General features: G+C 37.6%; 10 protein-coding genes, 5 tRNA genes and 1 other RNA gene. 4 read left to right on the plus strand and 12 right to left on the minus strand.

Annotated elements, in window-relative coordinates; genetic code table 11:
* Window positions 1-6: 6 nt before the first annotated feature.
* Both PQ474_RS06415 and PQ474_RS06420 read right to left on the minus strand, forming a co-directional pair.
* Window positions 7-2,787 carry a 1,4-alpha-glucan branching protein domain-containing protein gene (locus tag PQ474_RS06415; RefSeq protein WP_273841208.1) on the minus strand — a complete coding sequence of 927 codons (2,781 nt, stop codon included), beginning with the start codon at window positions 2,785-2,787 and terminating at the stop codon, window positions 7-9.
* A 13-nt stretch (window positions 2,788-2,800) separates the two neighbouring features.
* Window positions 2,801-3,442: a DUF4912 domain-containing protein gene (locus PQ474_RS06420; protein ID WP_273841209.1), complete on the minus strand. Its 642-nt coding sequence runs from the start codon at window positions 3,440-3,442 to the stop codon at window positions 2,801-2,803.
* Window positions 3,443-3,930: 488 nt separating this feature from the next.
* Between PQ474_RS06420 and PQ474_RS06425 the strand changes: the two genes are divergently transcribed.
* On the plus strand, window positions 3,931-4,305 hold the full coding sequence (locus PQ474_RS06425; protein ID WP_273841210.1) for a hypothetical protein: 375 nt from the start codon (window positions 3,931-3,933) through the stop codon (window positions 4,303-4,305).
* A gap of 1 nt (window position 4,306) precedes the next feature.
* Window positions 4,307-4,762, plus strand: coding sequence for a hypothetical protein (locus tag PQ474_RS06430; protein ID WP_273841211.1), 456 nt, complete (start codon window positions 4,307-4,309; stop codon window positions 4,760-4,762).
* An 81-nt stretch (window positions 4,763-4,843) separates the two neighbouring features.
* Here the strand turns inward: PQ474_RS06430 and PQ474_RS06435 are convergent, their stop codons facing one another.
* From PQ474_RS06435 to PQ474_RS06450, 4 genes are all read right to left on the minus strand, one after another.
* Window positions 4,844-6,922: a peptidoglycan D,D-transpeptidase FtsI family protein gene (locus PQ474_RS06435; protein WP_273841212.1), complete on the minus strand. Its 2,079-nt coding sequence runs from the start codon at window positions 6,920-6,922 to the stop codon at window positions 4,844-4,846.
* 72 nt (window positions 6,923-6,994) lie between these two features.
* A non-coding RNA gene (ssrS, locus tag PQ474_RS06440) (6S RNA) lies at window positions 6,995-7,175 on the minus strand.
* A 68-nt stretch (window positions 7,176-7,243) separates the two neighbouring features.
* A complete protein-coding gene (locus PQ474_RS06445) occupies window positions 7,244-8,542 on the minus strand; it encodes an MFS transporter (RefSeq protein WP_273841213.1) in 1,299 nt (432 codons plus the stop codon).
* Between the two features lie 167 nt (window positions 8,543-8,709).
* Window positions 8,710-9,318, minus strand: a complete 609-nt coding sequence (locus PQ474_RS06450) for a superoxide dismutase (RefSeq protein WP_273841214.1) — start codon at window positions 9,316-9,318, stop codon at window positions 8,710-8,712.
* A 233-nt stretch (window positions 9,319-9,551) separates the two neighbouring features.
* Here PQ474_RS06450 and PQ474_RS06455 point away from each other — a divergent pair, with 233 nt between their 5' ends.
* Window positions 9,552-10,364, plus strand: a complete 813-nt coding sequence (locus PQ474_RS06455) for an undecaprenyl-diphosphate phosphatase (RefSeq protein ID WP_273841215.1) — start codon at window positions 9,552-9,554, stop codon at window positions 10,362-10,364.
* Window positions 10,365-10,459: 95 nt separating this feature from the next.
* Here the strand turns inward: PQ474_RS06455 and PQ474_RS06460 are convergent.
* The 6 genes from PQ474_RS06460 to PQ474_RS06485 form a co-directional block, all read right to left on the minus strand.
* Window positions 10,460-10,552 (minus strand) — tRNA-Ser (locus tag PQ474_RS06460).
* A 3-nt stretch (window positions 10,553-10,555) separates the two neighbouring features.
* Window positions 10,556-10,632: transfer RNA gene (locus PQ474_RS06465), tRNA-Ile, on the minus strand.
* Window positions 10,633-10,636: 4 nt separating this feature from the next.
* Window positions 10,637-10,712: transfer RNA gene (locus tag PQ474_RS06470), tRNA-His, on the minus strand.
* 29 nt (window positions 10,713-10,741) lie between these two features.
* Window positions 10,742-10,815: transfer RNA gene (locus PQ474_RS06475), tRNA-Met, on the minus strand.
* 6 nt (window positions 10,816-10,821) lie between these two features.
* Window positions 10,822-10,896, minus strand: a tRNA-Asn gene (locus tag PQ474_RS06480).
* A 182-nt stretch (window positions 10,897-11,078) separates the two neighbouring features.
* On the minus strand, window positions 11,079-12,704 hold the full coding sequence (locus tag PQ474_RS06485; RefSeq protein ID WP_273841216.1) for a Na/Pi cotransporter family protein: 1,626 nt from the start codon (window positions 12,702-12,704) through the stop codon (window positions 11,079-11,081).
* A gap of 206 nt (window positions 12,705-12,910) precedes the next feature.
* Between PQ474_RS06485 and PQ474_RS06490 the strand changes: the two genes are divergently transcribed.
* The gene (locus tag PQ474_RS06490) at window positions 12,911-13,696 is read left to right on the plus strand and encodes a DUF1189 domain-containing protein (protein ID WP_273841217.1); all 786 of its coding nucleotides are present in this window, start codon (window positions 12,911-12,913) and stop codon (window positions 13,694-13,696) included.
* Window positions 13,697-13,698 lie beyond the last annotated feature (2 nt).

The following is a 13,698-nucleotide window of genomic DNA, read 5'->3' on the forward strand; positions in this document are numbered from 1 at the left end:
CCTATATTAAATGGATAATTCTAACTCTTCTCCTAGACACTTGTTTATCGCTTTTTCTGTTTCTCCTGCAATCGTGCCCCAATCAAATCGTGTTTTGACATCCTTTAATCCTTGTGTAGCTAACGCTTCTCTTAGAATAGGATGATTATATAAATAAAGAACTTGAGTTACTAAGCTTTCTTCATTACCTGGTAAGAACTTAACTCCATTTTCCTCATGTCGAATAATTCCTGATAATCCACCAGTATCTGATACAAGTGTTGCCTTACCAGCTGCAAGACCTTCAAGAGCTACAATGCCGAATGGTTCATATAGACTAGGGAAAATCGTAGCATCACAACGATAGAACCACTCGTTTCTTTCTTCATCACTTACGAAACCAAGAAAATCGATATGGGACTCTAAATCTCTTTGTCTCACTTGTTGCTGATATTCTGCGAGCATCGGACCTTTACCAGCAATAACAAAACGGATATTTACATTTCGTTCCTTTAAGATCGCAGCTGCATTAATGACTGTTTGAAAACCTTTTTCTTTGACCATTCGACCGACTGAAAAAATAGTAAACGCATCATTAGCCGGTAGAGAATAAGTACTTATTTGTGGTTTGATTAGCTCAAAGTCCACACCATTTGGAATAACAGAGACCTTTTCATCTGGTAGTGAAAAGATTGTTTTAAGTTCATTCTCCATATATTCGCTACAAACAATGACATGATCAGCTTCATAACTTAATTCCCATTCTTTTTGATTGATCTCATATTGAAGTTCGCTATGAATGCCATTATTTCTCCCATGTTCCGTTGCATGAATCGTAGCAAGTAAAGGAACTTGAAGGGAGCGCTTCATGGCTGTTGCTGCAACACCAACAAGCCAATCATGAGCATGAATAATATCAAAATTTATTTTTCTAGCAAGCTTGTTAATGTATTGCACCATTGCTAGATTTAAACTAGCTACCCAATCAAAAAATTGTTCAGATTCAGGTTGTAACCCTTTTATTCGATGAACATTCACACCTTGATTAACTTCATAATCTGGATAACCCTCTACATAAGATGTCACAACATGTACTTCATGTCCTGCCTTAACTAAAGCTCTTGATAAATCAAACACATGACGTGATAATCCTCCCACCATCATTGGAGGAAACTCCCAACTCAACATTAGAATGGTACGATTTTCATTACCTATCCCATACTTTTCACTATTTGATTGCACATAGGCATCATGTGTAGAAAAGAATATTTGTTCATCAATATCCTTTAAGAATGGGAATCCTTGTTCAATAACAGCTAACCAATTGTCACCAATCGTTCCGTCAATTAATTTTTCTTTTATAGCATCAAATCGGCTTACGTGAGTAGAAAATCGCTCTTCAGCGTATTGAACCGCACTTTGCCCATCAATAATAAAGGCCCAATCCGAACTTACAGCTAACATCCATTCACGAACCATTTGCTTCAAAGCACGCTTCTCAAGATCGGTAGGTTGCGAAAACAATGCCACCATTGCCGTAAGGTCTGTTTCCATACGTTGATGATGCCTATATAAATATTCATTCTTTTCATTGACCCAAACATGTCCATAACCATTACGTCCCCAAGTCGAAAAAGAAACATGTGCCGTATCAAAATCTTGATAATGACGGTTGATGTAAGTCTCAGGAGTGATAAATTGAATTCGATTTTGTCCTTTTTCTAAAACTTGTCCAATCCATTCAGGCCCCTCAAACCACCAGTGCCCAAAAAGCTCTGCATCAAATGGAGTCATCATTAAATAAGGCGGATAGCATTGTTCTCCATGTTCGGAAATCTCTTGTTCAATTGCTCCAAGAAAATGCTCGGCATGAGCCTGTACTTTTCCATTTGCCCAATTAGGTACATAGATGTCCTTTTCTTCTCCTTGTCCCGTAATTCGCTTATGCTTGATTCCTGTATCAATTCTTACTTCTTCATGTACATAAGGTTTGATATAATCCCAATCACGTTCATACGCAATATCTCGATAAAATTCTCGATAATCAACGTCTCCTGGGTACCCTAATGTAGAACTCCATACTTTACTTGAAAGATCTGTATGCCTAGGAAAAAGAATAAGTCCATGCGGAGAATAAATAGGTGAACCGGAACCTTTCGAAGGCGTTGGATCAGCAGTGATTACTGCATGCTCATCAACAAAAGAATAGGTAATTCCTTCTTCCACAAGAATTCGGTCTATGCCAGGAGCTATTGCACACTCAGGTAGCCAAAATCCTTTTGGCTTCACTCCAAAATGTTGTTGAAAACAACGGATCGCTTCAACAACTTGTGAGCGAATGGCAGCTTTCGTTTTAACGTAAGGTAAAAAGGCATGTGTTGCAGCACTTGTAATACAAGAAATGGCACCATTATTAAATAAAGTCCGATAACCATTTAAAACATTTTTATTTAAATCTAAAAATGTTTTTTTAATTTTCTGATAACGAAGTATGTAATAGTCGTTAAGTTCTTCTTCTTCTATCGTTTTAGCTAATTCAACTTCTTTTTGAAGCAACTCTTCCGTCTTAATAATGTAGTCTAGGTAACGTTCTTGAATAATTGGGTCTGCTAACATTTCCAATACAGGAGGTGAAAACGATATCGTTAACGCGCCCTTAATATCAGTATCATTTAACTCCCATAATAATGGGATATAAGATTCTGTAATTGCCTCAAAAAGCCAACGTTCCTCCAGTCGGCCCTCTTCTTTATGTCGAACATAAGGCAGATGAGCATGCAATACTAATGAATAATAGCCTTCTTTCAAGAATAATCCCCCCTTACTTTACGGTCTCGTAATAAGAATACGTACTAAAATGTTCAAGCCATTTAGGCTCAGTCGTTTGACCATGTTTCCATTCATGAACGGCGTTCACATGTAACCCCTTTTCACTATCAGTCGATCGTGGAGTATCTATGGCGTTGGAACGAAGCAGTGAAAGAAACGTTTGCTGTCTAGTCACAACTCCGAAATCAACCATATACGTTCGATTCGGTTCTAAATTATGAATGGTCCAATTATTAGTCATTTCTGGAATCACAATATCAAAAAATTTGTGGGCATTGTGACCATTAAATTCAATCATCGTACAATCATAAACACGTAACTGTTTCCTTAATTCGTGCCACGGTAACCTACATTGATGTTCTGTCATTTGTCTCAATGATTCGCTTATTTCCCAAAAAACATGAAGAACAGTGGGGCTTTGCGGTAATAAAGTTACCTCATCTCTATCATAGCTTGCAGGAATACTTTGTAAAAATTGAATCTGTTCATCCTCCTCCACAGTGTTAGGATTTTCTTGTTGCTGAAGATATTTTTGATATCGATATTGCACTTTTCCAACCGTTGTTCCTAATTCTTTTGCAATCTTACGAAAAGAGTATCCCTCTTCACGTAGAGCTAATATTTGTTCAATCACTATCTTCACCTCCTAATTAATAGTTCGCTGTCACTTTTATTTTTTCATAAGCTGTAGCCAAACGATGTCTTTATGCAATTATTACTCAATTTATGACTACTTTTTTTGTTACGTTAATCATACAACTCCCTAATTCTATGAACAAGAAGGCGAATTTGTCTCATTTTGTCAGACGAAAGCCAGTTGTCACATTCAAGATCAAAAAAAATTATTCGCCTTTATTCGCTAGCGAATTTTGTCAATAAAAGAGCGTCGAATATTGTTGAAACAACACAGATTAACTCGATTTAAAACCGGAAGGAGGAAATTTGTCGATATACGGAAGGAAACGACAAGTCTTCGTTTCGTATTTTGCTTTTTTAGTTGTATAATGCAAATAGAAGATTTTCAATTCTGACACAAAATTAAATTAACTTCTGATGTTATTGCTTTTAAAGAGAAAAAGCACACATAGTCTCCAATGGATTGCTTAGAAAGTAGGTAGCTTTATGTTAGAAATCGTTTTAATTTGTTTATTCACACTTGCAACATTGCTCTTCATCCTTTCATTCTTCAGGAAAGACAAAACAGATGAGCTTGAAAAGCAAGTCGATCAAATGTCCATAACTTATATGCAAGAAATTTATCAATTAAAGAGTAAAATTCGCCTTCTTGAAGACGAATTACTAATAAGCGCTGATCAATCAACAGCAATTAGACAAAACCATACAAATTCACATCATAAATTATTAACAGAAATTATTGACCTTTATGAAAAAGGCTATGACATACAATCGATCTCAATTAAGACCAAATTGTCGAAAGATGAAGTAAACGGCTTACTTGATTCTTACCAAAAATCGAATAGCTTTACGGGGATGTAGTATGCGCTCCAATGGATTACAAACCTTTGCAGGGGGCTTATTTCTTGCAACAGCTGTTTTAGAGGCAACCTTTTACCTAAATCAAAACGACACCTCTTTTGAAGCTGAAAAAGAACCACTAACAATTAAAGAAATGAAAGTTAAAATGGTAAACCATGGGCTTGCTGTTTTACCTGAGGAAGAGCTAAGGAGCTTAAGAGAAGATCAGATTCCAGAAAATCAAGATACACAAGTTGAAGAGCTTCAAAACACAGTTTATATTCTTTTTCTTGAGATACATTCTGGCATGTCTAGTTACGATATTGCTGATCGTCTAGTTAGCGGTCATATCATTCAAGATCGTAATCAATTTTTACATACTGTCGAACAATTAGGCTTGTCAACCTCATTAAAAATAGGATTATATGAATTGAGTAGTGACATGTCCATAGAAGAAATCATTCAAACCATTTCGTAATAAAAGAGGGTGATTCGCTTGGTCAGTATCGACCTTACGGATCACCCTCTTCGCAATCTACATTTCAAATTCTGTTGGTCCTTACTCCGTGTCAGGCTGCTCTAGTATAGGAGTTGCTGCTTTAGGACCATTTCGAACTTCTTTTAAATCAAAATAGACATCTAGTGCTTGGCTTGCAATTTCCTGAGCCATTCCCTGCCTACCGCCGTTACGTTCTAATTTCACATTTGGAACCACAATAGCAAAGGCAACTTCCGGTTGATTGAAAGGAGCATACCCTACTAACGTTTGTGTATTGCCATCCACTAAGCGACGATTGTCCCCTTCACCAACTGCCACTCTGACTTGAGCAGTTCCAGTTTTTCCAGCTGGTTGATAAGACTTATTCGAGAAGCGACCACTCGCAGTGCCACTCGTCATCACGTTACGTAAACCTTGTTGTACACGACTAATATACTCGTCACTCATATCTATGCGGTTTAAAATAGTTGGTTCAAACTTTTGAACGACAGCTCCTAAATCATTACGATCAGCAACCGGTTCTCTAACTTCATTCACTAAACGTGGTTGAACTCTGTATCCATCATTAGCAATAGTTGAGATATATTGAGCTAGTTGAAGAGTAGTATACGTATCATATTGTCCGATCATAAGATCTAATAAATTACCTGGAACCTGACTCCCACCACTTAAACCTGTAGAAGTTGAAGGTAAATCAATTCCCGTTTCCGCACCTAAACCAAATTGACTGAAGCTATATCTAACTTCATCATATGCACCCTGTAAATTGGTCCATCTACAATTATTTGGATATTGACATCCAGCCATCAACATGCCCATTTCGAACATATATACGTTAGAAGAAACTTCAAGAGCTTTTTGGTCATTAACCCAACCATAATTTCGTACCGACTTCTTTTCAGGGGTAGATGGTAATCGAATTGGGCGGTCATTAAAAACCTTACCTGGATAAGCAACTCCTGATTCGAAACCAGTTAATACTGAAGCTGCCTTTATTGAAGATCCCATCTCAAAAGCTTTTGTCACATTTCCGATATGATCTGCTTTATTCCGACTATTTGAACCCGCTGGATCATTAAAACCAGCCATTGCTAAAATGTCACCTGTTCGCGGGTCCATTAATACGCCATAGGCTGAGCGATCTAGGATAAATGAGTTCCCTGCTTTTCTCATTTCTTCTTCAATAATCTCTTCAAGTTTTTGTTGCAACTCCATATCCACAGAAAGGACTAAGTCATTCCCCCGTTGTCCAGGACGTTCATTAACAGAGCTTTCATTGTCCTGCCCTCTAGTTGACGTTTCTATTACTGCTTTCTTTCCGCGAAGAACATCTTCATACTGCAATTCTAGGAAACTAGTTCCAACAAAATCAGAACGATCATAGCCTCTAGATACATAATAGTCTAACTTTTCTTTCGGTATAGCCCCAGTTGAGCCAAACAAACTGCGAAACGAGTTGCCATAAACGTAAGTTCTCCTAGAGTCACGTTGGATATCAATCCCTGGTAACCTGTACAGATTTTCACTTAACTGGTGAGATTCCTCATCTGTAATCCCACGTTTGATTCGTTGAGGTGCATTTGCATAGCCACGAGACATCTCCCTATAAATAGCCAACACCCGTAAGTCTTGTTCCGTTAATGCTTGAATAGCTTCTTCTGACACACGCTCAACTTCTAGACGATATTCTTCACTCGCCGTTTCAATCTCTTGTCTTTCTTCACGAGTAACTAAGTTATATCTTTCTTCTTCTGTCATCAACAGTAAAATAAAATCACGTTTATCTCTTTCTGTGATTCGGTCTGTCTCGACATCAATCAGTTCTTCTAATTCACGAGCTAATTCAAGGATCGTTTCAGAATTCGTTGTTCTAGAAGGATTGGTGTATGTGACAGAGAGTTCGAGTTCATTATCAACAACTATATTTCCATAACGATCGTACATGAGACCCCTAGGAGCATCAATCCTTGCTGTGGTATCACTAGTTTTTTCCAATTCTTTCACAAATTCTTGCCCTTCAACAATTTGGACCATTCCTAGTCTAAGTATTAAAGCCGAAAACAACACAAAAACCGCGAAGAAAAGCACATTTAAACGAATGGGGACATGATGTTTTTTCTTTTGTCTTGATTTTCCCACTTGTGTTATTCCTCCAAACTCCCTTAAAAAGTAGAATAGACACCTTCAAAGAGGTGCCTAGAAAAATCGTAGTTGCAACCCGCGTATGCCGTTGCTTCAGTTGTTTCATGAACCTACTTAAGTAGGTGGGTGTTCGCAGAACCTCGTTCAACTTCCAAAACATGTTGGCTTGTTGGCTGAGCTTCAATATAAAACTCCCTTTGAAAATTCAAGGTTCGAAACAAGTAGAAGCTGACTAACACGGCAGGTAACTTTTATTGATTTTATTATAGCATATCGGTTCTCTTTGTCAAAAGGGAAACCCATCCACTCACGATGAAATTAGACTCTTGTTTCACTAGTAGAATCGCCGTCTCCACCTTTTTGCCTAGCAAAAGTGTAACTCTCTCCTCCTTTTCCATCTTTAAAACGCACATGTCGGACAAAGAAATAAATAACCGCATGTCCTGCACCTAAAATAAGTAAGAGTACAGGAATACCTTTTTCCTCAGAGAAAAACGTAATGGTGGCTAAAAAAGCTAATACTGAAACGATTCGACCAGAATTTACGAATAATTCTCTTACTACAATATATTCCACTCGCATTTCTGCTGCTTTCCATCCTTTTCCTATAACATCAAATGTTAAAGAAACATATGGGACAAGTAGCATAGGGTACGCTATTGATACAACGACCCCATACATAATTAATTTAGTGAAAGTAAGTTCGCCGATTACAATAAGGAAGATTGCAGCATATAATATCATCCCACCAATTAAAATTAATTTCTTTCTAAAGGTTGGTTTTATGACTCGAGTAATAATATAATACGCTACAAATTGAACAGCTGAAGCTACTAACCCATATGTACCAATGGCAAGTTCACTACCAGTAGCAATGTAAACCCAAACAACAATGACAAACACAAACGTTCCTTCACGTAAACCTTGGAAAAAATGAGCACGTGTAATTTGCCGCCAATTTGAATTGTTCTTACGTTCTTTGAGTATTCTTCGAAAATAAAACTGCCCCTCAGCTGATCTTCGTTGTAACAAAAAGCTCGTTAAAACAGCAGCGACAAAAAGTGAAAGAGAAATGGTAAAAATAACTGTGTAACCGGTGAATTGTTCCATTCGAGTAATGATAACCCCAGCCAAAATTGGGCCAATCATTCCAGCAAATGAAGTTAATAGTCCAAGAAAACCATTAAAGAAATCTCTCGTTTCAGGTTCCGTAATTTCAAACGTTAGTACATTAAAAGCTAACCAATAAAAACCAATTCCAGTTCCAATTAAGGCACCTAAAAGCAAGAGGTATTCGTTTGCATGCTCCCCTAAAAATAATACAGTTGAGAAAAAAATAGATAGTGTTATGACACCACCCCTAAGCACTATAACCCTGTCGACTTTTTTAGCAATCCTTCCCGCTAAAATAAAAGCAAAAGGTTGCATGACGACAGAACCTAAGTTGTAAAGAGCAATATCAACAAATTCTCCAGACTGTTTCCACAAATAAACATTTACAAATGTGTTGGACAACGCAAAACTTAACGCATAAAGCCCTCCAATTACAAGCAAAAGTGTTAAGTCTCTTGTTACTTCTATATCACCGATCACTTTCTTTAACACAGACTTATTCACGACTCCACCACCCTTACAAATAGTGTGTCACCACTAAATGGGGTTATACAAAAAAAGACCAACCAAAGGCTTTTTTCCTTTGATTTGGTCTTTAGAAGTTTATTTTATCCTTAATTAAAAAAGACAAATCCAGAAGTAACCTTCTGGATTTGTCCAACAACTAAGTATTATTTTGCTTCGTTATAACGTTTTGCAACTTCTTCCCAATTTACTACATTCCAGAAAGCGTTAATGTAGTCAGGACGGCGATTTTGGTAGTTTAGATAATAAGCATGCTCCCAAACATCTAGTCCAAGAATTGGTGTTTTACCTTCCATAAGAGGAGTGTCTTGGTTTGGAGTACTTGTTACAGCAAGCTTTCCACCATCAACAACTAACCAAGCCCAACCTGAACCAAAACGGTTAGCTCCAGCATTTGCAAATTCTTCTTTGAATGCATCAAGACTACCAAATGTAGAGTTGATTGCATCAGCTAGTTCACCCGTAGGAGCTCCGCCTCCGTTTGGACTAAGTAGTTGCCAGAATAAAGCGTGGTTTGCATGTCCACCACCATTGTTACGAACAGCTCCACGAATATTTTCAGGAACAGCATCTAAATTAGCGACTAATTCTTCAATGCTTTTTCCAGCTAACTCTTCATGTCCTTCTAGAGCTGCGTTTAGCTTTGCAATGTAAGTAGCATGGTGTTTACCATGATGAATGTTCATCGTTGCCTCGTCGATATGTGGTTCTAGTGCGTTTGCAGCATAAGGTAATTGTGGTAATTCGTAAGCCATAATAAATTCCTCCTCAGATTAATGTAACTTTATCAACATAAATGTTTCATAAGTCTTCCAGTTCTTACATTACCAAAATTTGAACATTCTTGCAACGATTATGCTCACTATTTTTACGTATAGAAGACTCTTTTACTCTACCCATCCCATACATGAAATAAACGTTTTCATGGTCATAACGATTGGACTAGCTCATACAATGTAAAAAGAAATCTGGCGGAGGCATAAATCTAATGAATATGTTTGAAGCTATTTTAATTGGGTTTGTGCAGGGAATATCAGAGTTTTTACCAATTTCAAGTACAGCTCTCATGCTAATTATCCAGCGTTTTCTCCAGATTAGCATCGGTGAAGATTTTAAGCTAGCAATTGAAACGTTATTGCACATTGCATCTGTTTTAGCGGTATTGGTTTATTTTAGACACGACATTCGTAAAATATTGAGCGATTTTTGGTTGCATATTCAAACTAGAAGCCCAAGAACCAAAACCAATTTTCATTTTACTCTGCTTATTATGATTTCAACCATCATTACTTTAGTAGTTGCTCACCTTTTAGAGTTTAGTTTAGGCGACAATTTTACGAATCCTTCTACAATTGGAGTATCCTTAATTATTACAGGTTTATTACTCGTTTTGATTGAACATGGGCTCACACACGGAAATAGGTCAGAGATTCAACTTAATTGGAGAGATGCTATTATAATAGGGCTCGGTCAAGCAATTTCACTCATACCTGGAATATCTAGAACTGGCAGCACACTATTCACAGCTCTTCTTTTAGGTCTAAATAAAAGAACCTCACTCCGGTACTCCATTATGTTATCCATTCCTGTTTTCATTGGAATGAGTTTAATGAAGATCCCTGAAATACTAAAAAGTTATAGCGAGACACAACTTCACGCAATAACAGCTGCGTTTATTACTTCTTTTCTATTTGCTTTAGTAGGGATAAAGTGGATTATTTCAATGGTTGAGAATACAAAACTAACGTACTTTGCTGGCTTTTGTATAGCTCTTGGTATTCTAACTTGGCGTTTTCAATAAAGCCTTATCGCATAATGAGAGTAAGCCGTTAAACAACGTTATGAACATGCAAAAAAGGATCTGCATTTGCAGATCCTTTGTCATTAAATATGTAATGGAGGAGGAAGAGGGATTCGAACCCCCGCGCGGTTTAACCCGCCTGTCGGTTTTCAAGACCGATCCCTTCAGCCGGACTTGGGTATTCCTCCGTATGGTGGACCCTGTAGGACTCGAACCTACGACCGATCGGTTATGAGCCGACTGCTCTAACCAACTGAGCTAAGGGTCCTCTATGGGGCGACTGATGGGAATTGAACCCACGAATGCCGGAATCACAATCCGGTGCGTTAACCACTTCGCCACAATCGCCATAGAATTCTATTTAATTAAAAAGGAAGTAGCGGCGGAGGGAGTCGAACCCACGACCTCACGGGTATGAACCGTACGCTCTAGCCAGCTGAGCTACACCGCCATAATTTGGCTCCACAGGTAGGACTCGAACCTACGACCGATCGGTTAACAGCCGATTGCTCTACCACTGAGCTACTGTGGAACATCTCTTAAAGACAAGAATAATAATATCACGCTAACTAATTTAAGTCAACCCTTTTTTTACTTCTTCATCGACAAACAACTTACTGATTTAATTTATCATACTATACTTAGATAGACAAGTATGTTTTTTAAAAGAAGGGAACATATGGCTACATACCATATGTCCCTCTTATCTATTACTTAGTTTTCTTCCCCAATAACCGCTTCAGCAATATTTACTGAATGGTCACCTATACGTTCAAGATTGCTCACAATATCAACAAATACGATACCTGCAGAACCGGAACATTTCCCCTCGTTCACACGTTGTATATGTTGCTTTCTTAGCTTGCGCTCCATTTTATCTATTTTTTCTTCTTTTTCTAGAACAGAACGAGCCATTTCTCCATCCACCATTTCAAGAGATGTAATCGCCTCTCTCAATGTTGATAAAGTCAGTTCCGACATCTCGCGTAAGTCTTCAAGCGCTTTATCTGAGATCTGAACTTTATTAGCCTTTTGATAATCCTTCAATTCTACAATGTTTTCGATATGATCACCAATTCTCTCAATATCGCGAACTGTATCCATCAACATGGAATGTAACTTTGAATCCTGTGCTGATAAAGAGCGTGATGATATTTGAATTAGGTAATCCGTGATTTTTCGATCAAGGTTATTAATAGCTTCTTCAAACTGTATAGACATCTCAGCATGTCTTTTTTGTCCATTTTCAAGATATTGACTTACTTCATAAAGACCTCTTTCAGAGAATTCAGCCATACGTAGCACTTCTTGCTTCGCTTGTCCAAGTGCAATAGCTGGTGAACTTCCGATAAAACGAGGGTCTAGGTGTTTCGCTTTATATTCAATGCTGTATTCTTCACCAGGGACCAACTTTGTCACAATAATGGCTAATACAGCGACAAAAGGCAATTGAATTAATGTGTTTGATACATTAAAAATACCGTGAGCAAATGCAATGGTCATTGGATGATTTAAATTTAGTTGCATCGCAAGGTAGCTTATCAATTGTAAGAAAGGCTGGAATAAAATTAGAACGATTATCGTCCCAATTAGATTGAAAATAACATGAGTTAAAGCTGCACGCTTTGCTGCAACTGAAGCCCCAATTGAAGCCAAAATAGCTGTAATTGTTGTTCCAATATTGTCTCCAAATAAAACAGGTAAAGCCGCATCTAACCCCATTGCTCCTTGTTCATACAATTGTTGTAAAAGACCAATTGACGCACTTGAACTTTGCACGGCCACCGTAAAGATTGTCCCAATCAGAACACCTAGCAGTGGATTGTTACTCATACTAACTGTTAGTTCAGCAAATGATTCAAGTTCTCGGAGAGGCTTTAATCCAGTCCCCATTAATTCAAGTCCATAAAAAAGGGCACCAAAACCAAATACCACCTGCCCATAATTATTAACTTTTTTAGCTTTGACAAAGAAAATAAGGGCTGCTCCTACCGCAATAATAGGCAAGGCATATGCTGAAATTTTAATTCCAATAATGAAGGCTGTAACCGTTGTACCAATATTAGCCCCCATAATCACACCTATTGCCTGTTTCAAAGTCATAAACCCTGCATTAACAAGTCCTATTGTCAAAACCGTAGTTCCTGTACTCGTTTGTAAAAGAACCGTAACAAATAGTCCTGCAAAAACCCCCATAACTGGATTGGTCGTAAATTTATCTAATAAATCTCTAAGACCATCGCCAGCCACTTTCTGTAGCCCATCCCCCATGTATTTTATACCAAAAAGGAATATTCCTAGACCACCGAAAAACATGAACAAGAGCGTTTGTAAATCCACAAATCCTCATCCCTTCATTTCATAAGGTACATTATTCTGACCATTCGACAAACATCAACATGGACACTCTGTCTATTATTAAGCATTCATAGAGGATTTGTAAACAATTAAATATTTTTTATTTTGATAAGTCACATCTTGTCGATTTCTTAAATTGTCATAGCATTTTTCTTCTTATTTAGATAAAATAGCTAGGGATGAAAGAGGTGGTTAACCTGACGTTTTGGGAATGGTTTTTTAAAAGTTTTTATAGTAGAAAAGTGATTGCATATAGTCGATTTCGCCCTATAACAACGACAATTGGGTATGTCCTTTTTATCGTTTTTATTGCTAGCATTCCTTATTTCGTGTCTTTAAATATGGCAACTTATACAGGTGTTGATCGATTAAATCATTTATTAGTAAGTGATTTACCTTCCTTTCAACTTATCAACGGTTCACTCCAGTTAGACCGTACAGAACCGTTCTATACAGAAGAACTAGGTGAAGGCTTCGTTCTGATTGACCCAGCTAATTTTTATTCAGATGAAGATTTAAAATTGCTAAACGAAGGGATCGCACTTCAACAGCACAACATCCTTTTTGTAGCTAACGGCAACATTCAGAGCATTTCTTATACATTATTAGGCTTAAACGAACTAACAAAAGAAGAACTCGCTAAACGAATTCAGGATTTGCAAGGGTTCTTACCTATATTGCTGTTTATTGTAACCACATTGCTTTATGTAGGTCTTTCAGGCCTTGCTTATTTAGGGATTTCTATACTAGCATTTATTGCTACCTTTTTTAAAAGGGGTCGGCCGTTACAATACCGTCACTTTTGGACAATCACAGCGCATGCTCTTACACTCCCTGTCATTGTCCTTTATTGGATTGATATACTTGTGACACCTATTCCTTTTAGTGCATTTGTACTTTCGACTTTGTTGCTCGTTTTTATGGCAGTGCACACCATTCCAATTCCAAAAAGAAAAGCGAGTACAAAACCATAGGT

This window comes from Halalkalibacter alkalisediminis, assembly GCF_028610705.1.
GTDB lineage: Bacteria > Bacillota > Bacilli > Bacillales > Bacillaceae_D > Halalkalibacter > Halalkalibacter alkalisediminis.

Coding starts and splice junctions, on each gene's coding strand:
- PQ474_RS06425 (WP_273841210.1), top strand. CDS start 3,931: ATGTTAGAAATCGTTTTAATTTGTTTATTCACACTTGCAACATTGCTC.
- PQ474_RS06430 (WP_273841211.1), top strand. CDS start 4,307: ATGCGCTCCAATGGATTACAAACCTTTGCAGGGGGCTTATTTCTTGCA.
- PQ474_RS06450 (WP_273841214.1), bottom strand. CDS start 9,318: ATGGCTTACGAATTACCACAATTACCTTATGCTGCAAACGCACTAGAA.
- PQ474_RS06455 (WP_273841215.1), top strand. CDS start 9,552: ATGAATATGTTTGAAGCTATTTTAATTGGGTTTGTGCAGGGAATATCA.